This is a genomic window from Achromobacter sp. (genome assembly GCF_032102605.1).
Classification (GTDB): domain Bacteria; phylum Pseudomonadota; class Gammaproteobacteria; order Burkholderiales; family Burkholderiaceae_B; genus Achromobacter.
Genome location: NZ_DAMDGT010000006.1, coordinates 321,301 through 347,821 on the forward strand (window position 1 = coordinate 321,301; position 26,521 = coordinate 347,821).

Annotated in this window: 29 protein-coding genes; 17 read left to right on the top strand and 12 right to left on the bottom strand. The window is 67.3% G+C overall.

What is annotated here, in order from left to right; translation table 11 throughout:
- Positions 1-166: 166 nt before the first annotated feature.
- Positions 167-1,132 (top strand): tripartite tricarboxylate transporter substrate binding protein, encoded by a 966-nt coding sequence (locus tag RT614_RS16430; RefSeq protein ID WP_313623180.1) that lies wholly within the window; start codon positions 167-169, stop codon positions 1,130-1,132.
- 18 nt (positions 1,133-1,150) lie between these two features.
- Positions 1,151-1,939 (top strand): GntR family transcriptional regulator, encoded by a 789-nt coding sequence (locus tag RT614_RS16435; protein ID WP_313623181.1) that lies wholly within the window; start codon positions 1,151-1,153, stop codon positions 1,937-1,939.
- 45 nt (positions 1,940-1,984) lie between these two features.
- On the opposite strand, the gene RT614_RS16440 is transcribed toward RT614_RS16435, so the two are convergent.
- Together RT614_RS16440 and RT614_RS16445 are read right to left on the bottom strand one after the other, a co-directional pair.
- Complete coding sequence (locus tag RT614_RS16440; protein ID WP_313623182.1) at positions 1,985-2,377, bottom strand: fluoride efflux transporter CrcB; 393 nt, start codon at positions 2,375-2,377, stop codon at positions 1,985-1,987.
- Between the two features lie 3 nt (positions 2,378-2,380).
- The gene (locus tag RT614_RS16445; protein WP_313623183.1) at positions 2,381-2,935 is read right to left on the bottom strand and encodes an HdeD family acid-resistance protein; all 555 of its coding nucleotides are present in this window, start codon (positions 2,933-2,935) and stop codon (positions 2,381-2,383) included.
- Positions 2,936-3,137: 202 nt separating this feature from the next.
- On the opposite strand from RT614_RS16445, the gene RT614_RS16450 reads away from it, so the two are divergent.
- The 5 genes from RT614_RS16450 to RT614_RS16470 are packed head-to-tail and all read left to right on the top strand — an operon-like array spanning position 3,138 to position 7,548.
- Positions 3,138-3,764, top strand: a complete 627-nt coding sequence (locus RT614_RS16450) for a PepSY-associated TM helix domain-containing protein (RefSeq protein ID WP_313623185.1) — start codon at positions 3,138-3,140, stop codon at positions 3,762-3,764.
- Between the two features lie 27 nt (positions 3,765-3,791).
- On the top strand, positions 3,792-4,307 hold the full coding sequence (locus RT614_RS16455; protein ID WP_313623186.1) for a DUF2271 domain-containing protein: 516 nt from the start codon (positions 3,792-3,794) through the stop codon (positions 4,305-4,307).
- Positions 4,308-4,336: 29 nt separating this feature from the next.
- The gene (locus RT614_RS16460; protein WP_313623235.1) at positions 4,337-5,137 is read left to right on the top strand and encodes a DUF4198 domain-containing protein; all 801 of its coding nucleotides are present in this window, start codon (positions 4,337-4,339) and stop codon (positions 5,135-5,137) included.
- A 13-nt stretch (positions 5,138-5,150) separates the two neighbouring features.
- On the top strand, positions 5,151-6,167 hold the full coding sequence (locus RT614_RS16465; protein ID WP_409558483.1) for an FAD:protein FMN transferase: 1,017 nt from the start codon (positions 5,151-5,153) through the stop codon (positions 6,165-6,167).
- Positions 6,168-6,171: 4 nt separating this feature from the next.
- Positions 6,172-7,548 carry a sulfite reductase subunit alpha gene (locus RT614_RS16470; protein WP_313623187.1) on the top strand — a complete coding sequence of 459 codons (1,377 nt, stop codon included), beginning with the start codon at positions 6,172-6,174 and terminating at the stop codon, positions 7,546-7,548.
- A 54-nt stretch (positions 7,549-7,602) separates the two neighbouring features.
- On the opposite strand, the gene RT614_RS16475 is transcribed toward RT614_RS16470, so the two are convergent.
- Positions 7,603-8,562: a tripartite tricarboxylate transporter substrate binding protein BugE gene (locus RT614_RS16475; protein ID WP_313623188.1), complete on the bottom strand. Its 960-nt coding sequence runs from the start codon at positions 8,560-8,562 to the stop codon at positions 7,603-7,605.
- 32 nt (positions 8,563-8,594) lie between these two features.
- Complete coding sequence (locus RT614_RS16480) at positions 8,595-10,052, bottom strand: D-aminoacylase (RefSeq protein ID WP_313623189.1); 1,458 nt, start codon at positions 10,050-10,052, stop codon at positions 8,595-8,597.
- Positions 10,053-10,152: 100 nt separating this feature from the next.
- Here RT614_RS16480 and RT614_RS16485 point away from each other — a divergent pair, with 100 nt between their 5' ends.
- Positions 10,153-11,121, top strand: a complete 969-nt coding sequence (locus RT614_RS16485) for a LysR family transcriptional regulator (RefSeq protein WP_313623190.1) — start codon at positions 10,153-10,155, stop codon at positions 11,119-11,121.
- Positions 11,122-11,169: 48 nt separating this feature from the next.
- Here the strand turns inward: RT614_RS16485 and RT614_RS16490 are convergent, their stop codons facing one another.
- Genes RT614_RS16490 through RT614_RS16500 form a run of 3 tightly spaced genes read right to left on the bottom strand, consistent with a single transcriptional unit; the run spans position 11,170 to position 13,722 of the window.
- Positions 11,170-11,613, bottom strand: coding sequence for an SRPBCC family protein (locus RT614_RS16490; RefSeq protein WP_313623191.1), 444 nt, complete (start codon positions 11,611-11,613; stop codon positions 11,170-11,172).
- 55 nt (positions 11,614-11,668) lie between these two features.
- Positions 11,669-12,499, bottom strand: a complete 831-nt coding sequence (locus tag RT614_RS16495) for a phosphoenolpyruvate hydrolase family protein (RefSeq protein WP_313623192.1) — start codon at positions 12,497-12,499, stop codon at positions 11,669-11,671.
- A gap of 11 nt (positions 12,500-12,510) precedes the next feature.
- Positions 12,511-13,722 carry a Tm-1-like ATP-binding domain-containing protein gene (locus RT614_RS16500; protein WP_313623193.1) on the bottom strand — a complete coding sequence of 404 codons (1,212 nt, stop codon included), beginning with the start codon at positions 13,720-13,722 and terminating at the stop codon, positions 12,511-12,513.
- A 227-nt stretch (positions 13,723-13,949) separates the two neighbouring features.
- Between RT614_RS16500 and RT614_RS16505 the strand changes: the two genes are divergently transcribed.
- Positions 13,950-14,531, top strand: coding sequence for a helix-turn-helix domain-containing protein (locus tag RT614_RS16505; RefSeq protein WP_313623194.1), 582 nt, complete (start codon positions 13,950-13,952; stop codon positions 14,529-14,531).
- 126 nt (positions 14,532-14,657) lie between these two features.
- Positions 14,658-16,319: an S-layer protein gene (locus RT614_RS16510; RefSeq protein ID WP_313623195.1), complete on the top strand. Its 1,662-nt coding sequence runs from the start codon at positions 14,658-14,660 to the stop codon at positions 16,317-16,319.
- 143 nt (positions 16,320-16,462) lie between these two features.
- On the opposite strand, the gene clpB is transcribed toward RT614_RS16510, so the two are convergent.
- Positions 16,463-19,069 (bottom strand): ATP-dependent chaperone ClpB, encoded by a 2,607-nt coding sequence (clpB, locus tag RT614_RS16515; protein WP_313623196.1) that lies wholly within the window; start codon positions 19,067-19,069, stop codon positions 16,463-16,465.
- Positions 19,070-19,207: 138 nt separating this feature from the next.
- On the opposite strand from clpB, the gene RT614_RS16520 reads away from it, so the two are divergent.
- The 7 genes from RT614_RS16520 (at position 19,208) to RT614_RS16550 (ending at position 23,751) form a co-directional block, all read left to right on the top strand.
- Positions 19,208-19,654 (top strand): gamma-glutamylcyclotransferase family protein, encoded by a 447-nt coding sequence (locus RT614_RS16520; RefSeq protein WP_313623197.1) that lies wholly within the window; start codon positions 19,208-19,210, stop codon positions 19,652-19,654.
- Between the two features lie 86 nt (positions 19,655-19,740).
- Positions 19,741-20,469: a helix-turn-helix domain-containing protein gene (locus tag RT614_RS16525; RefSeq protein WP_313623198.1), complete on the top strand. Its 729-nt coding sequence runs from the start codon at positions 19,741-19,743 to the stop codon at positions 20,467-20,469.
- A 14-nt stretch (positions 20,470-20,483) separates the two neighbouring features.
- Positions 20,484-21,683 carry a hypothetical protein gene (locus tag RT614_RS16530; RefSeq protein WP_313623199.1) on the top strand — a complete coding sequence of 400 codons (1,200 nt, stop codon included), beginning with the start codon at positions 20,484-20,486 and terminating at the stop codon, positions 21,681-21,683.
- Positions 21,684-21,779: 96 nt separating this feature from the next.
- Positions 21,780-22,217, top strand: coding sequence for a metalloregulator ArsR/SmtB family transcription factor (locus tag RT614_RS16535; RefSeq protein WP_313623200.1), 438 nt, complete (start codon positions 21,780-21,782; stop codon positions 22,215-22,217).
- Entirely contained in the window at positions 22,118-22,567 is a 450-nt protein-coding gene (locus tag RT614_RS16540) for an SRPBCC domain-containing protein (protein WP_313623201.1), read from the top strand. The genes RT614_RS16535 and RT614_RS16540 overlap by 100 nt, the downstream gene beginning before the upstream one ends.
- A 55-nt stretch (positions 22,568-22,622) precedes the next feature.
- Positions 22,623-23,324 (top strand): DUF899 domain-containing protein, encoded by a 702-nt coding sequence (locus tag RT614_RS16545; RefSeq protein WP_313623202.1) that lies wholly within the window; start codon positions 22,623-22,625, stop codon positions 23,322-23,324.
- Between the two features lie 25 nt (positions 23,325-23,349).
- Entirely contained in the window at positions 23,350-23,751 is a 402-nt protein-coding gene (locus RT614_RS16550) for a hypothetical protein (protein WP_313623203.1), read from the top strand.
- On the opposite strand, the gene RT614_RS16555 is transcribed toward RT614_RS16550, so the two are convergent.
- The 4 genes from RT614_RS16555 to RT614_RS16570 all read right to left on the bottom strand — a co-directional run bounded on the left by RT614_RS16555 (position 23,732) and on the right by RT614_RS16570 (position 26,410).
- The gene (locus RT614_RS16555; RefSeq protein WP_313623204.1) at positions 23,732-24,064 is read right to left on the bottom strand and encodes a 2Fe-2S iron-sulfur cluster-binding protein; all 333 of its coding nucleotides are present in this window, start codon (positions 24,062-24,064) and stop codon (positions 23,732-23,734) included. The genes RT614_RS16550 and RT614_RS16555 overlap by 20 nt on opposite strands.
- Positions 24,065-24,084: 20 nt before the next feature.
- Entirely contained in the window at positions 24,085-24,672 is a 588-nt protein-coding gene (locus RT614_RS16560; RefSeq protein WP_313623205.1) for an NUDIX hydrolase, read from the bottom strand.
- An 82-nt stretch (positions 24,673-24,754) separates the two neighbouring features.
- Positions 24,755-26,008, bottom strand: a complete 1,254-nt coding sequence (locus RT614_RS16565) for an Hsp70 family protein (RefSeq protein WP_313623206.1) — start codon at positions 26,006-26,008, stop codon at positions 24,755-24,757.
- A gap of 81 nt (positions 26,009-26,089) precedes the next feature.
- Positions 26,090-26,410, bottom strand: coding sequence for a hypothetical protein (locus tag RT614_RS16570; protein WP_313623207.1), 321 nt, complete (start codon positions 26,408-26,410; stop codon positions 26,090-26,092).
- Positions 26,411-26,521 lie beyond the last annotated feature (111 nt).

Sequence of the window (26,521 nt, forward strand, 5' to 3'; positions counted from 1 at the left end):
GCGCTTGCGGCGCAAATCTTCGCGCCGCCGCCCTGCGACCGATTCGCTTTTTCTGATCCGATCTGCTGGAAAACCCGACCCCGACTTGCGCTTTGCCGGCGTGCCGGCGCCGCCGTGCGCCCCTATACTTGTATTGTCCTCAATACAACATATCAGGAGACAAATCATGCCGGGACTGCATCGAATCGCCGCGGGCGTCGCGCTGGCAAGCGCGCTGGCCGTGCTCCTAGCCCCCGCCGTCGCGCAGGGCGACGCCATCAGGCTGGTCGTGGGCGCGCCCCCGGGCGGCACCACCGATACCGTGGCGCGCAGCATTGCGCAACATATGGGACAGGACCTGAAGCGCCCCGTGGTGGTCGAGAACAAACCGGGCGCCGGCGGCAACATCGCCGCCGACTACGTCGCCAAGAGCAACCCCGATGGCAACACGCTGCTGGTCACTTTCACCAGCTTTTCGATCAACGCCACGCTCTACCGCAAGCTGCCCTTCGACCCGGTGGCGGACTTCACGCCCATCAGCATGCTGGCCAACGTGCCCAGCGTGCTGGTCGTGCGCAAGGATTTCCCCGCGAAGACCATGCCGGAGTTCGTGTCGTTGGTGAAGGCCAGTCCGGGCAAGCACACGATGGCGCTGGGCGCGATCGGGTCGTCCCTGCACATGGCCGGCGAACGCATGAAAATGATGGCGGGACTGGACATCCTGAACGTCCCCTACAAGGGCACGGCGCCCGCCATCACGGACTTGCTGGGCGGCCAGGTGGACATGATGTTCGCCAGTTCGCTCAACGCCGTGCCGCACATCAAGAGCGGCGCGCTCAGGGCGCTGGGCGTGACCAGCCCCCAACCGCTGCCGCAGTTCCCCGGCGTGCCGCCCATCGGCGATACCATCAAGGGTTTCGAATCCAATGCGTGGTTCGCGCTCTTCGGGCCGGCCAAGCTGCCGGCAGACAAGCTTGCGACGCTGAACGCCGCAGCCCGCAAGGCCGTTGATACGCCCGAGTTCCGCCAGTTGCTCGAACGCGAGGCCGCCAGCGCGGTCAGCAGCAGTCCCGAGGAACTGGGCGCCTTCGTGCGCCAGGACATCGAGCGCTACGCTGAAATCGTCAAGTTCACCGGCGCAACGGCCGATTGATCCCTTCTGGAGCCCCTCGTGTCCGACAGTCCCCTGCCGCTTTATCACAAGGTCTACCTGCTGCTGAAGCAGCGCCTGGAATCGGGGGGCTTCGCCGCGCACAAGGCCATGCCGGGCGAGAACGCCCTGGCGGCGGAATATGGCGTTTCGCGGCTGACGATAAGGCGTTCCCTGGACGCGCTGGCTTCCGATGGCCTGATCGAACGCCGGCAGGGGCGCGGCACCTTCGCCGCCGGGCCGCTGCCGTTTCCCGCCCCGCAGCAAGGCGCCGGCATCGATGCCCTGATGGCGCATCTGGCCCGCATGGGCATGCATACGCAAGTGCGCCTGCTTGAACTGGAAACCGCGCCCGCCTCGCCCCAGGTGGCGGCGCGCCTTGACCTGAACGTGGGTGAGCCGGTGCAGCGCGCCGTGCGGGTACGCAGCCACGAAGGGCAGCCGTTTTCGCACCTGACCACGTTCGTGCCGGATGACATCGGCCAGCGCATACGGCGCAAGGATCTCGGTTCCAAACCGCTGCTCGCCATCTTCCGAGACCTTGGCGTGCGCGTGGCCCGCGCGGAACAATCGATTACCGCCGTGCTGGCCGAGCCCGGCGTGGCCGAGCTGCTGGACGTGCCGGTGGGATCGGCCCTGCTGAGCCTGCACCGCGTGGTGCGCGACGAATCCGGTCGGCCTGTCGAATGGCTGCATGCGCGCTACCGGCCCGATCGCTATGAATACCGCACGGACATGCAGGCCCATGACATGCCCGGCCAGCCTACCTGGCTGCCCGCTGCCATTCCGGCGCGCGCCGACGGCACGTGACCCGGCGGTCAAGCGCCTGATGGCGCCCGGGCGGCTGACCGCAGCCTAGCGCAGCAGATGGGCGGTGGCGATGCCCGCCGCCGTCAGCACCAGCGACCCCGCCAGGCTGAAGCCGGCGTACCCCAGCGCGCTGGCGTACGCGCCCCGTTCCAGCATGGCCACCGTTTCCGCCGAAAACGTGGAAAACGTGGTCAGTCCGCCCATGAAGCCGGTGATGACCCCCAGACGCACCCATGCCGGCCATTCCGGATGGCCGGCCACCAGCGCCAGCACCAGTCCCACCAGATAACCGCCCGCAAGATTCACCACGAAAGTGCCCCAGGGCCAGGACTCGACATTCAGCCACAGGCTGACCAGCCAGCGAGTCCAGGCGCCAAATACGGCGCCCAGGCCTACGGCCAGGAAATTCAGGGGAATCAGCGTTTGGTAGGCGGACATGGATCAGGTGTTGGCGTGTTGCTTGAGGCGGAACGAAAAGACGAGCAGGAGTATGCCGAAAAACACCGCGTAGATGCCGATCACCCACACCAGCGCCAGCGCACCGGCGCCGGGCTGCATGATGAGCATGGCGCCGAAGGCGACCGACACAAGGCCCGACAGGCCCAGCAGCCATTCATTGCGGATGGCCTTGCGGAACCGCACCGCGGCAATGATCTGGAAGATGCCCGCCACCACTGCCCAGACCGCGATGATGTACAGCAGGATCAGGGCGGTCAGCCCGGGCCAGAGAAAGGTGATGATGCCCGCCGCCACGCCCAGCAGGCCCACGACGATGAGCGCCCACAGCGGCTTGCCGTGGTCCCGGATGCGGAATCCGGCGATGAGCGCCAGCGCCCCATCCACCAGCGCAAAGGCGCCCCATACCATCACCAGCGCCGACAACGTGATGGCGGGCATGAACATCGCCATGAAACCGAACAGGATGGCGACCACGCCGCGCAACGCCACCCATCCCCAATGACGGCCGATTTGATCCACGACTTGCTGTTGCAGCATGACGACCTCCGGTGTTCGAAAAAGGGTGGCCTATCTTAGCCCCGCCGAACGGCCGACGCACGCAACGCGCCGGGCGTCCGGACCACCGCCCCGGGGCCACGCGCCCGAAATCGATTGAAATTTCCGCGTGCGAACGGGCCCAGCTTTTATAAGAGTAATTCTCATTAAATGTTAGAATCCGCGCCTTCCCGACCGATATTCCATGGACACCCAAGCCCCTCCTCGCCGCCGCGCCTACTGGCTCAAGACACTGCATCAGTGGCACTGGATCAGCTCCGCGCTCTGCCTGCTGGGAATGCTGCTGTTTGCCGTGACGGGACTGACGCTGAACAACGCCTCGCACATTGAATCGAAGGCCGTCGTGACCAGCCGCGAGGCCCACCTGCCCGAGTCCGTACTCAAGCAACTGGCCGACGCGCCCGCACAGAAGAAGGCGCCGCTGCCCGGCGCCGTGGCGCAATGGCTGGACGAGGCGCTGGACGCGTCCACGGCCGGCAGGACTGCCGAATGGTCGGCGGACGAGGTCTACCTGTCGCTCCCGCGCGCGGGCGGCGACGCCTGGCTCTCCATCGACCGCGCCAGCGGCGACGTGGAATACGAACGCACCGACCGAGGCTGGATCTCCTACCTGAACGACCTGCACAAGGGCCGCAACACCGGCGCGGCCTGGAGCTGGTTCCTGGACGTTTTCGCCGTCGCCTGTCTGGTGTTTTCGCTGACCGGCCTGGTGCTGCTCAAGATGCACGCCGGCAACCGCAGCGCGACCTGGCCCATGGTGGGGCTGGGCCTCGTGATCCCGCTGGTGCTGGCCCTGCTGTTCATTCACTGATTCCATCGATCCGCCCTGGAGATCTCCATGCGCAAACTGTTGTTGTCGGCCCTCCTGGCCGGCATGATCGCCCGAACGGCCCAAGCGGCCGACATCGGCCTGTCCATCGAGGTGCCGCGCCTTGACGTGGCCGAATACCACCGCCCGTACGTGGCGATCTGGATCGAAAACCCCGACCAGAGCGTCGCCAGCGATCTGGCCGTCTGGTACGACGTGGCCAAGAAGAACAACGAAGGCACGGAATGGCTCAAGGACATGCGTCAATGGTGGCGCCGCAGCGGCCGCAACCAGCAGTTCCCGGTGGACGGCGTCAGCGGGGCGACCAAGCCCGTGGGCAAGCACGCGCTGAGCTTTGACGCCGCCAGCAAGCCGCTGTCCCAGCTCAAGCCCGGCCAGTACGCCGTGGTCGTGGAAGCGGCCCGCGAAGTCGGCGGCCGCGAACTTGTGCGCATTCCGTTCCAGTGGCCGCCGCAAAAAGCCGAGCAGCTCACCGCGCGCGGCGAACACGAATTGGGCGCCATCGCGCTCGACCTCAAGCCCTGATCCCCTACCCGTCCATTAGGAACGCAATGATGAAATCCGCCGCCAAACTGGCCGCCGCCCTGGCGCTGTGCCTGCCCTTTGCCGCCCATGCGCATGACGTCTGGCTCGTGCCGTCGTCGACGGTGCTGTCGGGCGCCGACAGCTGGATCACGGTCGACGCCGCCGTCGGCAACGACAAGTTCTATTTCAACCATGCCCCGCTGCGCCTGGACGGCCTGACCGTGACCGCGCCGGACGGCAACGCCGCCGAAGCCGAAAACGTCAACCGCGGCAAGCTGCGCAGCACGTTCGACCTGCAGCTCAAGCAGAGCGGCACCTACCGCGTGGCCGTGGTCAACGATGGCGTGTTCGCGCGCTGGAAGGAAGACGGCAAGAACAAGCGCTACTTCGGCAAGGCCGAGGGCATGGCGCAGGCCGTGCCCGCCAAGGCTGACGAATTGGAAGTCTCGCAAAGCCTGGGCCGCGTCGAGACCTTCGTGACCGCAGGCAAGCCGTCGGCCGTCAAGCCCGTGGGCCGCGGCCTGGAGCTGGCGCCCGTGACGCACCCGAACGACCTGTTCACCGACGAGCCGGCCACGTTCCAGATGCTGCTGGACGGCAAGCCCGCGGCAGACCTGGAAGTGAACGTCGTGCCCGGCGGCAGCCGCTATCGCGACAAGGTCGGCGAGATCCAGTTGAAGACGGACAAGGACGGCAAGTTCTCGGTGAAGTGGCCGCAGCCTGGCCTGTACTGGATCGAGGCCGGCATGGAAGACGCCAAGGTCAGCGTGCCGCAGGCCAAGAAGCGCCGCCTGTCGTACGCCGGCACGGTCGAAGTCCTGCAACCCTGATCGCAGGGCGCACGTGGCGAACACCCCTTCCTATGCGCAGCGCGGCGCGGCGGCTCCGGCCGTTCGCGTTGCCTATGGCGCCATGCCCGCCCGACCTGCCGCGCTGGCGGGCGCCACCATGGGCACCACCTGGTCCGCGCGCATGGCGCTGCCGGCCGGGGCGGCCGATGCCGCCGCGCGCCAGGCCATCCAGCGCGCGCTGGACGAGGTGGTCGCTCAGATGAGCACGTGGGAAGCGGATTCGGACATCACGCGCTACAACGAATCCAGCCCCGGCTGGCAGGCGCTTCCCGCCGGCTTCCACCACGTGCTGCGCCATGCGCTGGCGCTGGCGGAGGACAGCGGCGGCGCCTATGACCCGACTGTCGGCCCCTTGGTTAACGCCTGGGGCTTCGGACCGCACCAGCGCGCCTTCGAGCCGCCCTCGCCTGCCGCCATCGAGGCGGCGCGCGCCCGCTGCGGCTGGCGTCGCGTGCAGCTCGATGAAAGCCGGCAGGCCGCTTACCAGCCCGGCGGCGTCTACCTGGACCTGTCGTCCATCGCCAAGGGTTATGGCGTGGACCGCGCGGCAATGGCGCTGGATGCCTTGGGCGTGACGGATTACCTGGTCGAAGTCGGCGGAGAGCTGCGCGCGCGCGGCAAGCGTCCGGACGGACAGCCCTGGCGCGTAGCCATCGAAGTCCCCGACGCCAGCGACGACCACGCGCTGGCTTTGCCCCTGAACGACTGCAGCATCGCCACGTCCGGCGACTACCGGCGCCATGCCGGCACGGGCGACGCGCGCTATGCGCACACGATAGATCCCCGCACCGGCCATCCGGTGCGAAATACGGTCGCCTCGGTGACGGTGCTGCATCCCGGCTGCATGCAGGCCGATGCGTTGGCCACCGTGCTGACCGTGCTGGGCGAAACCGACGGACTGGCCTACGCCGCCCGCCACGACCTGGCCGCCCTGTTCATCCTGCGCGAGCACGGTGCCTGGCGGCCCGTCGCCACGCCGGCATTCCAGACCCTGGCCGCTTCCCGCTGATCCCATGAGTCCCACCCGGTTGATCGCGGCGGCGTGCGTGGTGCTGGCTTGGGCGCTGCTATGCCTGTGGGCGTGGCGGCGCGCGCGCCGGCACGAGGCGCAACAGGCGCAGGCGCGCCAGGCCCTGGACGCCCCCGCGCCGGAAGACGCCGTCCTCGTCGCCTTCGCCAGCCAGACGGGCTACGCCGAATCCCTGGCTGCGCAGACCGCCGAATCCTTGCGTGCGGGCGGCCTGAACGTGCGCGTGGCATCGCTGGACCAACTGGACCCGACCCGCCTGGCCGCCTACCGGCGCCTGCTGTTCGTCGTCAGCACTTATGGCGAAGGCGACCCGCCCGATGCGGCCGCTGCTTTCGCCGGACACATGCTGCAAACACCCGCGGGCGCCGCGCTGGCCGGGGCGCAGTTCGCCGTGCTGGCGCTGGGCGACAGCGAATACGCGCAATTCTGCGGCTTTGGCCGTCGCCTGGACGACTGGCTGCAAGCGCAAGGCGCCGCGCCCTTGTTCGACCTGGTCGAAGTCGACAACGATGACGCGGCTGCGCTGCGCCATTGGCAGCATCACCTGGGCCTGCTGGCCGGCCGCAGCGACCTGCCCGACTGGGAAGCGCCTGTCTACGAGCCCTGGCGCCTGGAGGACCGGTTGCTGCTCAATCCAGGCAGCCAGGGCGGCCCCTGCTATCTGTTGACACTGACGCCGCCTGCGCAGGGCTCGCGCCCGTGGCAGGCCGGCGACATCGCCGAGATCGGTCCCCGCCTTTCGCGCGGCGGCGCCTTGCAGGCGCACCGCGAATACTCCATCGCCTCGCTGCCCGAAGACGGCTCCATCCAGCTGCTGGTGCGGCAGATGCGCGGCGCCGATGGCGCGATGGGCGTGGGCAGCGGCTGGCTCACGCATCTGGCTCAACGCGGCGACGAGATCGCCCTGCGCGTGCGCGCAAACCGGAATTTCCATGCGCCGGCGGATGATCGGCCGCTGATCCTGGTGGGCAACGGCACCGGGCTTGCCGGCTTGCGCGCTTTGATCAAGGCGCGTCGCGCCAACGGCCACCGCCGCAACTGGCTGGTCTTTGGCGAACGCCATGCCGCCCGCGACTGGTTCTGCCGCGAAGAAATTGCCGCGTGGCAGGCAGACGGAACGCTGGAACGTGTAGACGCCGTGTTCTCCCGCGACCAACCCGAACGCCGCTACGTGCAGCACCTGCTGCGCGAACAGGCGAACGCCGTGCGCGCGTGGGCGGATGAGGGCGCCGCCGTGTATGTCTGCGGCAGCCTGCAAGGCATGGCGGGCGGCGTGGACGCAGCCTTGCGGGACATCCTGGGCGCGGAACGCCTGCAGGCCATGCAGCACGCGGGCCGATACCGGCGCGACGTGTATTGACGGCCTGCCGGCATCACGCGGCGGCCCGACTGAAGCCGCCGCGCCGAACTACGCTTACTGCAGCTTGATCTGCGCCTTTTCGATCACCGTCTTCCAGCGATCGCGCTCGGTGCGGATCTGTTCGCCGAATTCCGCCGGCGTATTGCCCAGCGGGAAGGCGCCCGTCTCTTCCATCTTGGCCGCCGTCGCGGGATCGCGCACGGCGCGCGCAAAAGCGTCCGCCAGCTTGTCGCGCACGTCGGCCGGCATGCCTGCCGGGCCCACCACGCCGTACCAGGCGGTGACGTCGTAGTCCTTGTAGCCCTGCTCCGCAAACGTCGGCACGTCCGGCAGGCGCGGATTGCGCGCCGTGCCGGTAATGGCCAGGGCGTGCAGGTGATTGCTCTTCACGTACGGCAGCGACGACGGGAAATTGTCGAAGATCACCGGGACCACGCCGCCGACCGTATCGGTCAGCGCAGGCGCCGATCCGCGGTACGAGATGCTGTTCATCTTGCCGCCGATGATCTGCATGAACCAGATCATGCCCAGGTCGTTCACGCCGCCCGCGCCCGCGTTGGCGTAGCCGTCCTTGCCGGGGTTGGCGCGCACGTGCGTCACGAATTCGGCCAGGGTCTTGGCCGGGAACTTCGGATTCACGGCGAGGATGTTGGGGCTGGTCACCAGATTGCTGACCGGCGTGAAGTCCTTGACCGGGTCATAGGCCAGGTTCGGGAACAGGTGCGGCGCGGTGCCATGCGTGCTGACGGTGGCCAGGCCCACGGTGTAGCCGTCCGGCTTGGCGCGCGCCGTGGCCGTCATGCCGATGGTGCCGGACGCGCCCGTGCGGTTCTCCACCACGATCTGCTGGCCCAGGATCTCTCCCGCCTTGGCCGCGGCCACGCGGCCGACGATGTCGGTGGGCCCGCCCGCCGGAAACGGCACGATCAGGGTGATGGGTCGGTCGGGAAAGGCGGCGTGGGCGGCCGGCAACGCGGCTGCCAGCGCCAGCGCGGCGCAAGTCTTGCGGAACATGATGGTTTGTCTCCTGAGGGATGGTGCTGTTGTTAGAGGTTGTTCGCCGCGTCCGGGACGCGGCGCAGGATCTTGCCGGGACGCGGCATGCCGTCGACCGGCGGAAAAACCTGGCTTCCATTGACCAGCACGTGCTCCACGCCCGCCGACGCCAGCGTCGGCGCCTCCCAGGTCGCGCAGTCAATGACGGTGTCGGCATCGAACACCACGATATCCGCCCACGCGCCCACGCTGACGCGGCCGCGGTCCGCCAACCCGAACACGCGGGCAGGCAAGGAGGTCATCTTGGCCACCGCCGCTTCCAGCGTCACAAGCTGGGCCTCGCGCACGTAGCGTCCCAGCACGCGCGTGAAACTGCCCCACAGGCGGGGATGCGGATGGGCATCGTTGGGCAGGCCGTCGGAGCCCACCATGCAGCATTCATGCTGGAAGATGCGGCGCACCTCGTCCTCGTCCATGGCGAAATAGATGGCGCCTGCGGGGCACAGGCGCTCGGCCGCCGTGGTCTTGTCGCAACCCCAGCGCGCCGCGATGTCGCTCAGGTATTCGCCACTGCATTCGGGATGCGGCGTGGACCACGTGATGCGGATGTCGTCGATGGTCTCGGCGCGCTCGGGAATCAGGATGGTGGAGCTGCCCGGATAGGGGTAGATGTCCAGGGCCACGTCCACGCCTTCGGCGCGCGCGCGGTCGATGTTGGCCAGGGTGGCGCGGCTCTTGCCCCAGTTGCGCGGCATCATGCATTTGTGGTGCGACAGGACGGTGGCGCAGCCGCTGCCCCGGCCGATGGCCAGTACCTCTTCCACCGCTTCCTCGACGTGGTCTCCCTCGTTGCGGATATGGCTGGTGTGCATCGCGCCGCGCGCTGCGGCGACGCGGGCCAGGCCCTGGAGTTCCGCCTGCTGCGCCACGCCGCCCGGCTGGTAGGCCAGGCCGGTGCTGAAGCCCACCGCGCCCGCTTCCAGGGCGTCGTCCAGCATGCGCTGCATCAGCGCCTGCTCGTCATCGGTCGGCTGGGCCGTGGGATCCCGCATCACCGCCAGGCGCAGGTTGGCATGGCCTACAAGCGCCGCCACGTTGATCACGGGCTGGCGCAGGCGAAGTTCGTCGAAGTAATCGGCCATGCTGGGAAACAGCGGCGTCTCGCCCAGCAAGGCCAGTGCTGCGGCGGTATTGCCGGGCAGCGGCGCGGGCGCGCCGCTGACGCCGCAATTGCCGACCACGACCGACGTGATGCCCTGGCTGGTCTTCCAGGCCAGGTCGGGCTTTTCCACGAACATCAGATCGTCATGGCCGTGGACGTCGATGAAGCCGGGCGCCACGATTCTTCCCGTCGCGTCCACGCGGCGCGCGGCCGTGACGGCGGATAGATCGCCAATGGCCACGATGCGCTCGCCCGCCACGCCCACGTCGGCGCGGCGCCTGGGGCCGCCCAGCCCGTCGATGAGCCAGCCGCCTTCGATGATGAGATCCAGATTGCCCTGCTGCATGATGCCTGCCTTGACTGCCCAGCTTGATGAAGGCCCTAGTATCGTCCGGGCGATCAATCTGGAAAAATTGTTTTTATTGATCCATCTATCTCATTTTGAAATGCATCGCCTGCCCAAGCACGTCACCTTGAAGCACCTGACGGCCTTTGTCGCGGTGGCCCAGGAATCCAGTTTCACGCATGCCGCCAAACGCCTGTTTCAGACGCAGTCATCGGTGACCAGCCTGGTGCGCCAACTGGAAGACGCGCTGGGCACGCAACTCTTTGCCCGCACTAGCCGGCGCGTGCTGCTGACTCCCGCGGGCGAGGAATTCCTGCCCCGCGTCATGCGGCTGCTGGCGGACTTTGATGGCGTCATCGAAGACGTGGTGCGCTTTGGCGCACTGGAACGCGGGCGCGTCGGCGTGGCCGCGGCGCCGTCGGCGATCACGCAGATCATCGCGCCGGCGGCCGCCGTGTTCGCGGCGCAGTATCCGGCGGTGCGCCTGTACCTCAGCGACGACAACTCCGGCCGCATCCAGCGCAAGGTCGCGGCACGAGAAGTGGATTTCGGCCTGACCAGCCGTTGGGCGGACGCGCCCAGCCTGCAATTCGACGCGCTGCTGGAAGACCGCTTCGGCGTGCTGTATCGGCAGGACGACGCCAGCCTGCGGCCCGGGCGCGATGGCGCGATGCGCTGGTCCGACCTGGCGGGGCGCAAGCTTGTCGGCGTGGTGGACGAAACCGGCATCATGGCGCTGCTGCGCGCGCGGGCGGACCTGCCGATCGAAGCTGCCGCGCCGTTCTACGAAGCTTCAAGCACCACGTCGCAGGCGGCGCTGGTCAAGGCCGGGATGGGCGTCGCGCTGCTGCCCGCGCTGGCCGCGCAGCGCGTGCAGGAGCCCGGGCTGGCCTTTGCGCTGCTGGCGCGTCCCACCGTGGTGCGCACGGTATGCATCATCCGCCACAAGGAATACCCGCTCAGCCCGGCGGCGCAGGCGCTTATCGGCGCCATCCACGATTACCTGCGCACTGCGGAATTGCCAGCGGGGTGCCGGCGCGTGGCACAGGTCGGGCGGAAGAAAAGCTGAGCCGCCCGCGCGGCGACGGGTGCCTTGCCACTTGAGACGCCGGCGGCGTCAGCCCCCGCGCAGCTTTGCGTCCAACGCAGCCAATCCTGCCGCGAACACGCCCTGCCCCACCGCGGTGGCCACGTCGCTCAGCGCCGCGCCCTCCACGCGGAAGTCGGCCCACCACTGGACCAGCGTGCCGCCTCCTTCCGTGATCGGATGCAGCGATACGCCCGCGACGTAGTCCCGCATTGGCAAATCCGTTTCGATGATGGAGTAGCGCAGCGAGGTATTCGGATCGTCCAGCATCAGCAACTGCTCGCGCACGAAACCCGAGGGCTTGAGCGTCAGATGACGCACCGAGCCCACTGCGTCGTGCCGGCCGCCCTCTTCCAGCCGGCTGTGCGCGATGCCTGGATGCCAGCCTCCCAGGCCGTTGAAATCGCGGAACATGGACCAGACCTTGTCCAGCGGGGCCTGGACGACAGCGGTGATGTGTACGGTGTGCGGCATACGGGCTCCGGGGGACGCCAGGCGCGTCGAAGGTGGGAAAACTGCGGAATACAGCTTAGAACGTCAGATTCTTGAACTCGCGCGTGGCGGCGGTCAGGGCTTGTTCGGTGGGCAGGCGCTCCATGGAACTGGCGCCATAGAAACCATGGCAATGCTTGCACGCGCGGAGCACATGCGCGGCGTCCTCGGGCGTGGCGATGGGACCGCCGTGGCACAGCACGATGATGTCCGAGCGCACGGCCAGTGCGGCCTCGGCGATGCGGTCGATGGCCGTGACGCAGTCGTCCAGCGTCAACGCGGTTTCAGCCCCGATGGACCCGCCGGTCGTCAGCCCCATGTGGGCGACGATGATGTCCGCCCCCGCGCGGGCCATGGCCACGGCGTCGTCCTCATTGAAGACGTAGGGCGTCGTCAGCATGCCCTTCTTATGCGCCAGACGGATCATGTCGACTTCGAGCGCGTAGCCCATGCCCGTCTCTTCCAGATTGGCGCGGAAGTTGCCGTCGATGAGACCGACGGTGGGAAAGTTCTGCACGCCGGCAAAGCCCTGGCGCTTCAGGTCGTCCAGAAAGACGTCGAAATCGCAGAACGGGTCGGTGCCGTTCACGCCAGCCAGCAACGGGGTGTGCTTCACCACCGGCAACACTTCGCGGCCCATGTCCACGACGATCTCGTTGGCGTTGCCGTACGCCAGCAGGCCGGCCAGCGATCCACGGCCCGCCATACGGTAGCGGCCCGAGTTGTAGATCACGATCAGGTCGATGCCGCCCGCTTCTTCGCATTTCGCCGACAACCCGGTGCCCGCGCCGCCACCCACGATGGGGGTGCGTGCGCGCACCATGGCGCGAAACTTGTCCAGCAGTTCGTTACGGTCAAAACGCGGCATGACGGCAATCCTTAATGTGCGGCAATTTCAAGAAAATGTTCGACCGCGGTCCTGGCGAACAGCGGGTCGTTGATGTGGCAGGGCACGCGCACCAGCCGGCGATCTGCCGTCTGCTGCACGTTGGCTTCCAGCGCGGCGAAGAGCGCGGCGTCGGCCTCCGGATCCCAGAACGCCTGGCCCGGCGCATCCAGTGCGGACACGCCGCCCTCGGGAATCAGGAAGCGCACGGGACCGTTGCAACGGTTCAGCCGTTCGGCGATCCACTCGCCCTGGCGTGTGTTTTCGGCGGCGGTGGTGCGCATCAGCGTCACCTGCGGGTTGTGGGGATAGAACTTGCGGTCGCGATAGCGTTCGGGAACGGTGTCCATCGCGCCAAAATTCACCATGTCCAGCGCGCCGCAGGACCCGACGTAGGGCGCACCGGTGCGCGCCACGGCGCCAAAGCGGTCTTCCGTGCAGGCCAGCACGCCGCCAAAGAGATGGTCGCAGACCTCGGTGGTGGTCAGGTCCAGCACGCCGGCCAGCAGCCGGCTGTCCAGCAGCTTTTCCATGGACTGCCCGCCCGTGCCCGTGGCATGGAACACCAGGCAGTCGTAGCGCGATTCAAGCAGCGGCGTGACCTGCTGCACGCACGCGGTGGTGACGCCGAACATGGTGATGCCGACGGCAGGTCGGCCGTCGTCGGCGGCCGCGCTGGCGGACTGGCGGAACGCCCCCGCGATCGCGCCGGCCGCGTTTGCCAACACGCGGCGCGAGATGCGGTTCAGCCCGGCCACGTCCGTCACGGAATACATCATCGCGATGTCCGACGGCCCCACATACGGGGCGACGTTGCCCGAGGCCATCGTGGAAACCATCACCTTGGGCGTGCCGATCGGCAGCGCGCGCATGGCCGGCGTGATCAGCGCGGTGCCGCCGGATCCACCCAGGCCCAGCAAGGCGCCGACGTCGGCGTTGGCGGCGGCATAGCGCTCGAACGCCAAGGCCATGGCCGCGATGGCGGTCCCGCGGTCTCCGGTGAAAACCGCGCCAGCGCCATCGGGATGGCTTTTGGCGACCTCTTGCGCCGACACGTGCGCGGCGCTGGGCGCACCCGAGGTCGACACGTCCACCGACACCACGTCCAGCCCCTCGCGCCGGAGCAGATCCACCACATATTCGGCCTCGTGGCCCTTCGTGTCGTAGGTGGCGGCGACAAACACCCGCTGCTTGGTATGCGTCATGACTCCTCCGCGGGCGGCTACACTCCGTGCGCGCCTCGTAATGTGAGGCCAAAGGCCTGTAGAATCCAGAAATGAGACGAAAGAATCATACTGAGACACCTGTCTCACGTCAAACCCGTTCCCCTGCCAAAAAGGCGCCTTCGCCAGCCGCGGGCGCCCGGCTCATCGCTCCCGCCAGCCGCCAGGCCGAAGCCAGCGGCGAACCGCCGCACGGGCCGCGCGCCCGCATGCGCAAGACCCTGCTGGACGCGGCCCAGCAACTCATGGCGCAGGGCGTCACGCCATCCGTCGCCGAACTGGCCGAACACGCGCAGGTATCGCGCGCCACGGCGTACCGGTACTTCCCAAGCCAGAGCGCCCTGATCGCCGCCGTGGTGGACGAAAGCCTGGGCCCCATCCTGGCCTGGGACTCCGATGCGCCCGACGCCGCAACGCGCGTCGACGAACTGCTGCGCTTTGCCTACCCGCGCCTGGAGGCCCACGAGGCCCCGTTGCGCGCCGCCATCCAGGTGTCGCTGCAGCAGCACGCCGAAGCCAGCGCCGGCAAGGCGGGCGCCGAGCCCCGGCTGGTGCGCGGCCATCGCACCGACATCCTGAAGCGGGCCATCGCGCCGCTGGCGTCCGACCTGACGCCGGCGCAGCAGGACCGCGTGGCGCAGGCGCTGTCGCTGGTCTACGGCACGGAAGTGTTCCTGGTGCTCAAGGACATCTGGAAGCTGGACTTGGCCGGCGTCACCGACGTGGCGCGCTGGACAGCCAGGGCAATCATCCAGCAGGCGCTTTCCGAGGCCGTTGTTAAGAAGAAATAGCATCGAAGCGGCGGCAGGCTGCAAAACTGACTCGCCGCTGTCATGCCCACGTCATTCCGCGCCCGCATAGTTCGGCGCTCCGCGGCATCGCGTTTTGCGTGCCGTCATGACGTTGGAGTGTTTTCGATGCAGTTCGAAGTATCCCGCCTGCGGCGGGCCATCATGCCCCTGTCGCTGGCTTGCGTGACCCTCTTGAGCGCCTGCGGCGGCAGCGATGACGATGATGAAGTCACCCCGGAGCCGACGCCGCCCGTCGTGACCGATCCCACTCCGCCCGAAGAACAGCCCAAGCCTGTTGAAACCGGCGCATGGACCACCGGCGACCTGCACGTGCACACCTACCAGTCTGACGATGCACAGGTCAGCCTGGAAAGCGCCCTGGACCAGGCGTTCGACCGCTACAAGCTCGACTGGGCCGCCATTTCGAACCACCTGCGCCTGTCCGCCCGCGACCATACCGGCGTGAACCTGCCGGGGGGCTCGATCCCGTTCTCGCTGGCCATGGCGCAATACGAAGTGCCCTTCATCCAGCAGGCGCAGGCCACGGGCCGCTACGCCGGCAAGATCATTTTCTCCTCGTTCGAATGGGACATGCCCACGCATGACCACGTGAACATCGGCATCGGCTTCGACGATCCGAATTCGGCCAAGTCGCTGGAGGCGGTCGCCGAATTCGAATACCTCTTCACCAACCGCGATCCCAACCTGTTCGATCCGCTGATGGTGTCGCGCCTGTCCGGAGAGACGCGCGCCTACACCACGCACGCAGACTCGCTGGCCGCGCTGAAGTGGCTGCGCGACAAGCATCCCGACAGCTACATGCTGCTGAATCACCCGTCGCGCTATGCCGGCAAGTACACGATCGGGCAGATCCGCGAGATGAACGACCTGGCGCCGTCCGTCTTCTTCGCCATCGAAGGCATGGTCGGCAACCAGATGGAACCCGACCGCGGCGGCTACGCCACGGCGTACACCAACGCCTTCCTGCCCAACCGCACGTACGGCGGCGTGGACTACCTGGTCGCGCACCTGGGCGGCACCTGGGACGCCCTGCTGGGCGAAGGGCGCCGCATCTGGACCGTGGCGGATTCCGACTACCACTTCCGCACGGCCTCGGGCCTGTACAGCAGCGGCTACGCGCCGGGCGAATACTCCAAGACGCACGTCTGGAAAGACGGCGACGACATGGCCTCCGTGGTTGCCGGCCTGAAGAGCGGACGCGTATTCGGCGTGTTCGGCGACCTGATCGACGCCCTGGATTTCCAGGCCAAGGGCGCGTCCGGCGCGGTGCACATGGGCGGCGAGCTGAAGGCGGCCAAGGGTGAAGAGGTAGAGGTCACCATTCGCTTCCGCAGCCCCGAGCGCAACAACTACGAGTACCCGATCGAAAGCGGCAACCCCACTTACGTGAAGCCCACCGTGCACCACGTGGACCTGATCGTGGGCGATGTCGGCACGCGTGCCGAAGCCGGTTCTGCGGAGTACGACGTCGACACCAACCCGACGACGCGCGTCCTGGCCCGCTACACCAGCGCGGACTGGACCGTGGACGACGAAGGCTACAACGTCATCAAGACCACGATCACGGCCGACAAGAGCCAGTACCTGCGCCTGCGCGGCACGAACCTTGGCGTCGACGTGGCTGGCGAAACCGCCGCGGGCGAGCCCTTGCCCGATGCAAAGGTCGACTTCGCGGACAACGCCGCGCGCTTCAACGCCATCAACGCTCGAAACTACAACGACCTCTGGTTCTATTCGAACCCGGTGTTCGTGACGGTCGCGCAGTAAATCGGCGCATTCGGCGCCAGGCACAAGGGAAGCGCTTCCATCCCGGGTGTCTGACGCCGGACCATCAACCGCAAAGAAAAGCCCCTGTCCGCAGACAGGGGCTTTTTTGTCGCTTCAGGCCCGGCGTTGCGCCGGGCTGTTGCTTACTGCAGCGTGCGGGTGAAGACGAACTCGCCATCCTGCCAGTCCACCGGCACCACGTCGCGCGGACCGAACCTGCCTTCGAGGATCAGCCGCGCCACCGGGTTTTCGATCTGCTGCTGGATCGCGCGCTTCAAGGGGCGCGCACCAAACACCGGATCGAAGCCCGCGCGCGCCAGTTCGGCCAATGCGGGCTCGGTGACCTCCAGGCGCATCTCCTGGCGTTCCAGGCGCTCGCCCAAACGGCGAAGCTGAATGCGCGCAATCGACTCGATGTGCTGCGCTTCCAGGCCATGGAAGACGACGACCTCGTCGATGCGGTTCAGGAATTCAGGCCGCAGCGTCTGCTTCAGTTCGTCCCACACGACTTCCTTGACCACGTCGTACGGTTGGCCGGCCAGCGTCTGGATATGGTGCGAACCCAGGTTCGACGTCATGACGATCACGGTGTTGCGGAAGTCCACGGTGCGCCCCTGGCCATCGGTCAGGCGTCCGTCGTCCAGCACTTGCAGCAGCACGTTGAACACGTCCGGGTGCGCCTTTTCCACTTCGTCCAGCAGCACGACGCTGTAGGGCTTGCGCCGCACGGCTTCGGTCAGGTAGCCGCCTTCTTCGTAGCCCACGTATCCGGGCGGCGCGCCGATCAGCCGCGCAACCGAATGCTTCTCCATGAATTCGCTCATGTCGATGCGGATCATGTGCTCTTCGGAGTCGAACAGGAACTCGGCCAGCGCGCGCGTCAGCTCGGTCTTGCCCACGCCGGTGGGGCCCAGGAACAGGAACGATCCATACGGACGCGAAGGATCGGCCAGGCCCGCGCGGGAACGGCGGATGGCGTCCGCCACCAGGCGCACGGCCTCGTCCTGGCCCACCACGCGGCGGTGCAGGAACTCTTCCATGTGCAGCAGCTTTTCGCGTTCGCCCTGCATCATTTTGGACACGGGAATGCCCGTGGCGCGCGACACGACTTCGGCGATTTCCTCGGCGCCGACGCGCGTGCGCAGCAGGCGCGGACGGCTCTCGTCGCCCTCGGCGTTCTCCGCGGCTTCGGCGGCGCCCACTTCGGCGGCCTTCAGGCGCGCTTCAAGGTCGGGCAGCTTGCCGTATTGCAGTTCAGCCAGCTTGTCGAACTGGCCCTTGCGCTGCAATTCCGCCATTTCGGCGCGCGTGCTGTCGATCTCTTCCTTGATGGCCTGGGTGCCCTGCACCGCGGCTTTCTCGGCCTTCCAGATTTCTTCGTAGTCGTTGTATTCGCGCTGCAGCTTTTGCAGTTCGTCTTCGATGACGCCCAGGCGGCGCTTGGAAGCGTCGTCGGTTTCCTTCTTGACGGCTTCGCGCTCGATCTTGAGCTGGATGATGCGGCGATCCAGCTTGTCCATCACTTCCGGCTTGGAGTCGATTTCCATGCGGATGCGCGCGCCAGCCTCGTCGATGAGGTCGATGGCCTTGTCGGGCAGGAAGCGGTCGGTGATGTAGCGGTGCGACAGTTCCGCGGCGGCCACGATGGCCGGGTCGGTGATCTCGACGCCGTGGTGGATCTCGTAGCGTTCCTGCAGCCCGCGCAGGATGGCGATGGTGGATTCCACGTCCGGTTCGTCGACCAGCACCTTCTGGAAGCGCCGCTCCAGCGCCGCGTCCTTTTCGATGTACTTGCGGTATTCGTCCAGCGTGGTGGCGCCGATGCAGTGTAGTTCGCCGCGAGCCAGGGCCGGCTTGAGCATGTTGCCCGCGTCCATCGCGCCCTCGGCCTTGCCCGCGCCCACCATCGTGTGCAGTTCGTCGATGAAGACGATATTGCGGCCGTCGTCCTGGCCCAGCTCTTTGAGCACGGCCTTCAGGCGTTCTTCGAATTCGCCGCGGAACTTGGCGCCCGCCAGCAGCGCCGCCAGGTCCAGGGACAGCACGCGCTTGCCGCGCAGGGTCTCGGGCACTTCGTCGTTGACGATGCGCTGCGCCAGGCCTTCGACGATGGCGGTCTTGCCCACGCCGGGTTCGCCGATCAGCACCGGGTTGTTCTTGGTGCGCCGTTGGAGGATCTGGATGGTGCGGCGGATTTCGTCGTCGCGGCCGATGACCGGATCCAGCTTGCCCTGGCGGGCGCGCTCGGTCAGGTCCAGGGTGTATTTGGCCAGCGCTTCGCGGTTGGCCTCGCCTTCCGCGCCGGAGACGTTCTCGCCGCCGCGCACGGCGTCGATCGCGGCTTCCAGGGCCTTCTTCTGCAGGCCCGCTTCACGCAAAATGCGGCCGGCCTCGCCCTTGTCGTCGGCCAGGGCCAGCAGGAACAGTTCGCTGGCGATATAGGTATCGCCGCGGCGCGCGGCTTCCTTGTCCGTGCGCGTCAGCACGCCCTGCAGGTCGCGGCCGACCTGGACGTTGTCGTCCCCTTGCACTTGCGGCAGGGACTTCATGGCGTTTTCCAGGGCCGGGCCCAGGCGGTTGACGGCCACGCCGGCGCGCGCCAGCAGACTGCCCGCGCCGCTGTCGGCATCCGCCAGCAGGGCGGACAGCACGTGGACGGGTTCGATGTAGGGGTGGTCGTTGCGGGCGGCGAGACTTTGAGCGTCGGCCAGCGCTTGTTGGAACTTGGTGGTGAGTTTGTCGAATCGCATAATGGTCGTATTGGCTTGTGGGGAGCCTGACCGATACGTGCCGGCTGGCTCGATAACCTGAATATGTGGCCGGATGAGACAATTTCAACACCCGGCCGCCCTCATGGTCTTCTTCGACGTGCAGCAGCAAACTGAGCAATGAGCATATACGTTTTTGTGTACGGAACCCTACGGGCGGGCGAAATCAATGACCTCGCCCGCGCCGCCGCGGCGCGGGGGCTGCCGCAGGCCGTCTTTGTCGGAGCGGCCAGCGTGCCGGGCATGCTGGTCGATTTCGGCGACTGGCCCGGCCTGATCCCGGTCGACGACGGCCGGCGCGTGCGCGGCGACGTTTTCCAGGTGGAACCGCCGCTGATCGCGCTGATGGACGAGATCGAGGAATACCAGCCCGGCAAGCCCTGTTGCTTCGTGCGCCGGACCGTCCTCGCCCGGCTGGAAACCACCGCCGAGCAGCGCCTTCTAAGCTGCCAGTACTACCCGATAGACCCGGCGCTGCGGGCCGCGGCGGTCGACATCGCCGGGGACGACTGGATCGCCCACCGTCTCGCTCGGACGACATCGGGGCGGCCGGTAAGACACCCGTAGTAACAACGGACTACAATAGACGCCTGTCTCATGCTTCACACCCGTTCCGGCGCCCGCCGCTGAATGGGCACTCTAAAGGTCAACGTATGCAAAAACGGGTCCCCATTGCCCCTGATGCCGCCCACTGTTCCACGTGCATGCTGGGCCACGTCTGCGTTCCCGTGGGCATGGCAGCCGCGGAAGTCGAAAAGCTGGACGAGCTGGTGAAAGAACGCGTCCGCCTTGAAAAGGGCAAGACGCTGTATTCGCTGGACCACCCGCTGGACGCCGTGTATGGCGTTCGCTTCGGCAGCCTCAAGACGCAGCTTGAAGACGCCACCGGCCAGATTCAAATCACCGGTTTTCACCTGCCCGGCGAAATCGTCGGCATGGACGGCATGCTGGACGGCAAGCACGTGTCCGCCGCTGTGGCGCTGGAAGACTCCGAAGTCTGCGTCATCCGCCTGAACGAAGTGGACCGCGTGGCCTCGCACCTGCCGTCGCTGCAGCAGCAGTTCCGCCGCCTCATGAGCCGCGAGATCACCCGCTCGCACCAGATGCTGGCGTCGCTGGGTTCCATGCGCTCCGAACAGCGCCTGGCCGCTTTCCTCTTGAACCTGTCGCAGCGCTACGCGTCGCTGGGCTATTCCTCCACCGAATTCGTGCTGCGCATGAGCCGCGAGGAAATCGGCAACTACCTGGGCCTGACGCTTGAAACGGTCAGCCGGCTGTTCTCGCGTTTTGCGCGCGACAGCCTCATCAAGATCAACCAGCGCGAGGTCCGCATCCTGGATCTGCCCGCCCTCAAGCAACTGCTGGGTCACGAAGGCTGCTGAAGGTACGCCGCGCCATGCGCAGCGCGCCTGCAACTTCTCTGTCCTGCGCGTGGCTGACAACCGCGCCGCACCTGTCGCGCGGCCTGGCGGCGGCGCTGACGGCTGCCGCACTGCTTGCGCCGCTTGGCGCACATGCCCAGACGCCGCTGTCCGATCCCTACGACTACGATGAAGCCGCGCCCGCGCCCAAGCGGGCGACGCCGCTGCGCTGGCAGACGCTGGAGCTGGGCAAGGCTGGCCATCGGTACAAGATGCCGGTCTATGCCAACCGCAACCTGGCCAAGGACGACCTGCGCGACATCAGGCACGTGCTCATCGTCATCCATGGCGTCAAGCGCGACGCCGACCACTACTACGAGACCGCGGCGGCGCTGGTCGCCGACAACCCCACGCGAGCGCGCAACACGCTGGTGCTGGCGCCGCGCTTTTCCGGCGCGATCGACTCGGGGTTCGGCGGCATGGCCGCATGGCGCAAGGCCAGTTGGGAAGACGGCGAAGACAGCGTCCAGGCAAGCGGCAGGCCCGCGCCGGTCAGCTCGTTCCAGGTGCTGGACGACCTGCTGCGCAGCCTGGACGACCGCAAGCGCCTGCCATCCCTGGCCGGCCTGGTGTTGGCCGGGCACTCTGGCGGCGCGCAGCTCGTGCAACGCTACGCGGTGCTGAACAACGTGGACGGCGCCCTGCGCCGCGACGGGCTCGCGGTGCGCTACGTCATCGCCAATCCCTCGTCGTACCTGTACCTGACCAACGAACGGCCGCGCGCCGACGGCAAGGGCTACGCGCCGTACGAACGCGGCATCTGCCCCACGTACAACCAGTACAAGTACGGCACAGACAAGCTGCCAGCCTACGCCGGCGACAGTGACGATTCCCGGCTGTTCGTGCGCTACGCGGCGCGCGACGTCGTCTACCTGCTGGGCGGCGCCGACAATAATCCCGAGCACCGGCTGTTGGACAAGGCCTGCGGCGCGGAAGCCCAGGGGGCCACTCGCCTGGCCCGCGGCACGGGTTACGTGCAGTACGAATACGTGCTGGCCGCCCGAGGCGCCAAGCCCGTCCCGCTGCGGCATGCCAGCTTCCAGGTGGGCGGCGTGGGCCACGACGGCAAGCGCATGTTCGGATCCATCTGCGGCGTGCGGGCGCTGTTGGGCGAAGACGCCCAGGCCGGTAACGCCGCCGCAGCGTGCGACATCATCAAGCCGCGCGGTAAATAGCCCGCTTAGCGGGGCTTCCTCTAAGGGAAACTCCGCAGCCTGCCCCTGCTTCTCCACGCTTGACACCTCCCTTGATCCGGCCTAAAAGTTAACCTTATGGTTAAGTTAAATGACGATACGCTCGACGACATCTTTTCGGCGCTGGCGGACAGCACGCGGCGCCGGGTGCTGGCTGACCTGGAACAAGGGTCGGCCTCGGTCAGCGCGCTGGCACAGCCTCACGCCATGTCGCTGCCCGCCTTCATGAAGCACCTGCGGGTGCTGGAAGACGCCGGCCTGATCGCGCGCGCCAAGGACGGACGCGTCGTCAGCTGCACCCTGTCGCCGGAACCCATGCGCGCCGCCGCCGGCTGGCTGGCCCGCTACGAACGATTCTGGACCGGGCAACTCGATTCACTGGCTCGGTATCTCTATCACGAAGAGGAAACCCATCCATGGAAAACCAATCCTCCCCCATCGAGCTCCGGCTCCAGCGGCGCTTCAACGCCCCCGTCGAACGCGTCTGGCGCGCCTGGACGGACCCGCAAGCGTTGATGCGATGGTTCGGCCCGGGCGGCACGCAGCGCGTGCTGCTGGCCGAGACCGACGTGCGCGTGGGCGGCGCCTACCAGGTGGGCTTCGTCACCGAAGACGGAGGGGAACACTACGCCAGCGGCCGCTACGAAGAGGTCGATCATCCGCGCCGGTTGGTGTTCACCTGGGCGTGGCGCGACACGCCACAGGAGACCTCGCTGATCACCCTGGAATTCACCCCTGCGGGCGCCGGCACAGAGCTTGCCTTCCTGCAGACCCCGTTCGTCGACCAGCCCACCCGCGACGGCCACGAGCATGGCTGGTCCGGCGCCATGGACAGGCTGGCGGACCACCTGGCGAGCGCGGCCTGATACCGCGCCGCCCTCCTTGTCCGGGCCCGCGGGCCCACCATGAAGGAGTCGTACGATGCAAACCGATCATCCCGTCGTATCCCGTCATCAATGGAACCTTGCACGCGAGGCGCTGCTGCGTCGCGAGAAGGAGTTGACTCACGCCGAGGACGCGCTGGCGCGCGACCGCAGGGCGCTGCCATGGGTCAAGGTCGAAAAAAGCTACCAGTTCGACGGCGCGCAAGGTGTGCGAGGCCTGGACGCATTGTTCCAAGGCAGAAGCCAGCTCATCATCTACCACTTCATGTTTGCTCCCGATTGGGAGGACGGCTGCGTAGGCTGCTCGTTCCTGGCCGACCACATGGACAGCGCCCTGATGCATCTGCGACACCACGATGTGTCGGTGGCCGCGGTATCGCGTGCTCCCTACCCCAAGCTGGCCGCCTTCAAGCGGCGCATGGGCTGGGAATTCGACTGGTATTCGGCGAATGGCAGCGACTTCAATTACGACCTGGGCGCATCCGTGCCCAAAGCGGATGGCGAGTTCGAGGAACGCCCCGGAGCCAGCGCTTTTTTCCGCGACCCGGACGGCGAGATCTTCCACACCTACTCGACCTTCGAGCGTGGCGTCGAACGCCTGGCAGGCGCCTACAACTACCTGGATATCGCCCCGCTGGGCCGCAATGAAAACGGCCCCAACTTCGATATCGGCGACTGGGTGCGCCACCATGACCGCTACGGCGACCCCGTCCGCAAAGCCTGCCACGGCCAGGCCTAGCCCGCCGACGCTGTCCGGCGCGCGCATGGCGGGCCTGTGGCTGGCCTGCATGGCGGCGATGGCCGCCGGCCTGCTGGTGGACACGTGGCGCACGCCCGCCGCGCTGCTTGCCAGCGAATGCGGCGCACCGGGCACGCTGACGCAAATGGCGTGGCGGCATGCTTCGCTGATGCCGGCGAGCACCGCCGCGATGGCGCTTGCGGCGCTGATGCCATGGCGCGGGACGCATGGCCGCGCTGCGCCCTGGGCGGCGCGCCTGCTGTGCGCGGCGTTGATGGCGATCGGAATGGTGCTGGGCGCGCGCCTGGGCGTGCAGACCGCGCAGACGCTGGGCGCGGCGCCCTTCGGCGGCATGGCGCTGGGCATGGCGGCCGGCATGGCCGCCGCCCTGCTTCCCCTGGGCGCGCTTAGCGCCTGGCGCCGGTAAGCGGACGGGCGGGCGCCGGCGCGGCGTCGATCGGCCCGGCCCCGGGCGCCTGGATTTCCAGCGGGCTGGTCGCCTGCGCAACGCACGGCAGGATCCAGCCCTCTTCCTTTTCGTCGCGCGACAGGCCCGGCCACTCGATGCCGTACACCACCGAGCCTTCGAGCATCAGGCACATGCAGGCTCGGCAGGTGCCATTGCGGCACGAACTGGGCAGCTTGATGCCGGCCGCCTGCGCAGCCCGCAACAGCGGCACGTCGGCCGGCGCATCAAAACGCATGCCGGACGGCTGAATGAGGACGGGATGGGTCGACATGGATGAAGCGCGGCGCAAGCTCAGGCGGCGTTGTCCTGCCACTCCAGCTTCCAGGCGCCGGACAGCACGTTCTGCATCCACAGTACGCACGTCAAAGTCTTGGCGTCGGTGACTTCGCCCTTGCTGCAAGCGGCGACCAGGTCGTCGGGATGCGTGCTGATCACGTCCAGGAATTCGTCCTGGTCCAGCTGGCGCGGGCCGGCGCGCAGACCGCGTGCGAAGAAGATGTGGATGATCTCGGTGGAATAGGCAATGGCCAGGTGCAGGGCGCCGGCGTGAGCCCATTCGCCCGCGGTGTAACCCGTTTCTTCCAGCAGCTCGCGCTTGGCGCACACCAGCGGATCTTCACCGGGATCCAGCTTGCCGGCGGGGAACTCCGTCATGACGCGACCGATCGGATAGCGGAACTGGCGCTCCAGCAGAACCCGTCCATCGTCCAGCAGCGGAATGACGACAACCGCGCCCGGATGAACCACATATTCGCGGATGCCGGTGTGGCCGTTGGGCAGGCTGACGGTGTCGCGCCGGATCTTCAGGAAATTGCCGTCATACGGCGCTTCGCTGGTCAGCAGCGTTTCGACGAGATGGGTATCGGTTGGACGGGTCATGAGGGCGTTTGGAATGTCAGGAACGGGAGGCAAGCCGCCTCGGGCACGCCTGGCAGCTTACCATCGGGCCGCTCCATTCCGGTCAGCCGAACTTGCGCACGGCGTCCAGCGCCAGACCCGCGCCAATGCTGCCGAACAGGTCCCCCTCGACGCTGCGCGCGCCCGGCACCAGCGCGGACACGCTCTCGCGCAGGCGCGGCACCCGGCTGGAACCTCCAGTGAAAAATACGGTGTCCACGTCGGCCGTCGACACGCCGGCATCGCGCAGCAACTGGCCCACGGTGGTCTCCACTTTTTCGATCAGACGCCCCACGCAGGCATCGAACGACGGACGCGTCACCTCCACGCCCAGATCCGGCGCCACGCGCGACAGATCGATGCGGGCGGCAGGCGCATCCGACAGCGCGATCTTGGCTTCTTCCACCTGCACCGCCACCCAGTGGCCCGCGCGTTCCTTGACCAGGTTCAGCAGCAGGTCGATCTTTTGGCGGTCGCCGGCCTCGGCGCGGATGTAGGCGAAATGCTCGGCTGCCTTGCGCGTGTAGGCCTGGTTGATCGTGTGCCAGCAGGCCAGGTTGCCGTACTGCGTCGACGGCACGTCCTTGCCGCTGCGCAGCTGGCTGCCCAGGCCCAATAGCGGCATGACGTGCCCCAGGCTCAGTTGCTTGTCGAAATCCACCCCGCCGATATGCACGCCGCCGTAGGCCAGGATGTCGTCGCGACGGTCGGCCTTGCCGGCCCGATCGGGCCCCAGGCGAATCAACGTGAAGTCTGACGTGCCGCCGCCGATGTCGATGACCAGCACCAGCTCTTCGCGGCTGATCTGCGACTCGTAGTCGAATGCGGCGGCCAGCGGCTCGAACTGGAACTCGATATCGGTGAAACCCACGCTGCGCGCGATCTCTTCCAGTGTGTCCTGCGCAGTCTGGTCGGCGGCCGCGTTGTCGTCCACGAAGAACACCGGGCGGCCAAGCACGGCGCGCGTGAAGTTGCGGCCGGCGGCGGTCTCCGCGCGCGCCTTGAGTTCGGCGATGAATCGCGTAAGCAGCACCCGGAATGGAATCGAGCGCCCTTGGACCTCCGTCGACCCGTCGATCAGCGAACTGCCCAGCAGGCTTTTCATCGAGCGCATCAGACGCCCGTCGTAGCCCGCCAGGTAATCGGAGATGGCCGCGCGGCCATAGCTGACGTCGGCGTCCTCGTCATGGAAGAAAATGGCGGACGGCAGGGTCGTCTTGCCGTCTTCCAGCGCCAGGAGCGCGTGTTGGTCGGGACGGCTCCAGCCGACGGTGGAATTGGAGGTGCCGAAGTCGACGCCGCATGCGGTGGAAGTCATGGGGATAGGGGCGCTGGAAGCAAAACGGCGCAGTAGTGTACCCGCTTCAGATCCGTCCCCATATTCCTCCGGCGCGCCCCTCTATTGCTGGCGGCGCTGCTCCAGTTCCCGCATGCATTGCTCAAGGCCGGCCTGCATTTGCGCGTTGGAGACGGCGGCGCGGTCCGACACCTGGCGGCAGCGCTGGAACTCGGCCTGGCTTTCCGGCGTGTCGCGGATCACCACGGGCGGGGTCTCCGGCGTGACCGTCATGCGCAGCGTCGACGGAGGCGACAGGCTGCCTTCCCGGGAGGGAAACTGCATTTCCTGCGTGGCGGTCGAGGGAACGGCGTTCTGGGCCTGGGCAGCGCCCGCTGCGCAAAGCGCGGCAAAGAGGAATGCGGTGATGTGGCGTTGGTTCATGGCGACCTCTGTTCGATGAGTCAGCGCCCGACAACGAGGCCAAAGCCTGCTCCGGAGCGCGCCGCTTATGGTAGCCCTACCCGCCGCCCGGCGTCGTGCCAAGACGCTACA

Excerpts from the sequence above, each read along its gene's own strand:
- RT614_RS16480 (WP_313623189.1), bottom strand. The coding sequence starts at position 10,052 with ATGCAGCAGGGCAATCTGGATCTCATCATCGAAGGCGGCTGGCTCATC.
- RT614_RS16475 (WP_313623188.1), bottom strand. The coding sequence starts at position 8,562 with ATGTTCCGCAAGACTTGCGCCGCGCTGGCGCTGGCAGCCGCGTTGCCG.
- RT614_RS16490 (WP_313623191.1), bottom strand. The coding sequence starts at position 11,613 with ATGCCGCACACCGTACACATCACCGCTGTCGTCCAGGCCCCGCTGGAC.
- clpB (WP_313623196.1), bottom strand. The coding sequence starts at position 19,069 with ATGCGATTCGACAAACTCACCACCAAGTTCCAACAAGCGCTGGCCGAC.
- RT614_RS16505 (WP_313623194.1), top strand. The coding sequence starts at position 13,950 with ATGCGCAAGACCCTGCTGGACGCGGCCCAGCAACTCATGGCGCAGGGC.
- RT614_RS16450 (WP_313623185.1), top strand. The coding sequence starts at position 3,138 with ATGGACACCCAAGCCCCTCCTCGCCGCCGCGCCTACTGGCTCAAGACA.
- RT614_RS16455 (WP_313623186.1), top strand. The coding sequence starts at position 3,792 with ATGCGCAAACTGTTGTTGTCGGCCCTCCTGGCCGGCATGATCGCCCGA.
- RT614_RS16525 (WP_313623198.1), top strand. The coding sequence starts at position 19,741 with ATGCAAAAACGGGTCCCCATTGCCCCTGATGCCGCCCACTGTTCCACG.
- RT614_RS16430 (WP_313623180.1), top strand. The coding sequence starts at position 167 with ATGCCGGGACTGCATCGAATCGCCGCGGGCGTCGCGCTGGCAAGCGCG.
- RT614_RS16545 (WP_313623202.1), top strand. The coding sequence starts at position 22,623 with ATGCAAACCGATCATCCCGTCGTATCCCGTCATCAATGGAACCTTGCA.
- RT614_RS16495 (WP_313623192.1), bottom strand. The coding sequence starts at position 12,499 with ATGCCGCGTTTTGACCGTAACGAACTGCTGGACAAGTTTCGCGCCATG.
- RT614_RS16500 (WP_313623193.1), bottom strand. The coding sequence starts at position 13,722 with ATGACGCATACCAAGCAGCGGGTGTTTGTCGCCGCCACCTACGACACG.
- RT614_RS16470 (WP_313623187.1), top strand. The coding sequence starts at position 6,172 with ATGAGTCCCACCCGGTTGATCGCGGCGGCGTGCGTGGTGCTGGCTTGG.
- RT614_RS16535 (WP_313623200.1), top strand. The coding sequence starts at position 21,780 with ATGGTTAAGTTAAATGACGATACGCTCGACGACATCTTTTCGGCGCTG.
- RT614_RS16485 (WP_313623190.1), top strand. The coding sequence starts at position 10,153 with ATGCATCGCCTGCCCAAGCACGTCACCTTGAAGCACCTGACGGCCTTT.
- RT614_RS16460 (WP_313623235.1), top strand. The coding sequence starts at position 4,337 with ATGAAATCCGCCGCCAAACTGGCCGCCGCCCTGGCGCTGTGCCTGCCC.
- RT614_RS16445 (WP_313623183.1), bottom strand. The coding sequence starts at position 2,935 with ATGCTGCAACAGCAAGTCGTGGATCAAATCGGCCGTCATTGGGGATGG.
- RT614_RS16540 (WP_313623201.1), top strand. The coding sequence starts at position 22,118 with ATGGAAAACCAATCCTCCCCCATCGAGCTCCGGCTCCAGCGGCGCTTC.
- RT614_RS16510 (WP_313623195.1), top strand. The coding sequence starts at position 14,658 with ATGCAGTTCGAAGTATCCCGCCTGCGGCGGGCCATCATGCCCCTGTCG.
- RT614_RS16520 (WP_313623197.1), top strand. The coding sequence starts at position 19,208 with ATGAGCATATACGTTTTTGTGTACGGAACCCTACGGGCGGGCGAAATC.
- RT614_RS16560 (WP_313623205.1), bottom strand. The coding sequence starts at position 24,672 with ATGACCCGTCCAACCGATACCCATCTCGTCGAAACGCTGCTGACCAGC.
- RT614_RS16530 (WP_313623199.1), top strand. The coding sequence starts at position 20,484 with ATGCGCAGCGCGCCTGCAACTTCTCTGTCCTGCGCGTGGCTGACAACC.
- RT614_RS16440 (WP_313623182.1), bottom strand. The coding sequence starts at position 2,377 with ATGTCCGCCTACCAAACGCTGATTCCCCTGAATTTCCTGGCCGTAGGC.
- RT614_RS16565 (WP_313623206.1), bottom strand. The coding sequence starts at position 26,008 with ATGACTTCCACCGCATGCGGCGTCGACTTCGGCACCTCCAATTCCACC.
- RT614_RS16570 (WP_313623207.1), bottom strand. The coding sequence starts at position 26,410 with ATGAACCAACGCCACATCACCGCATTCCTCTTTGCCGCGCTTTGCGCA.
- RT614_RS16555 (WP_313623204.1), bottom strand. The coding sequence starts at position 24,064 with ATGTCGACCCATCCCGTCCTCATTCAGCCGTCCGGCATGCGTTTTGAT.
- RT614_RS16550 (WP_313623203.1), top strand. The coding sequence starts at position 23,350 with ATGGCGGGCCTGTGGCTGGCCTGCATGGCGGCGATGGCCGCCGGCCTG.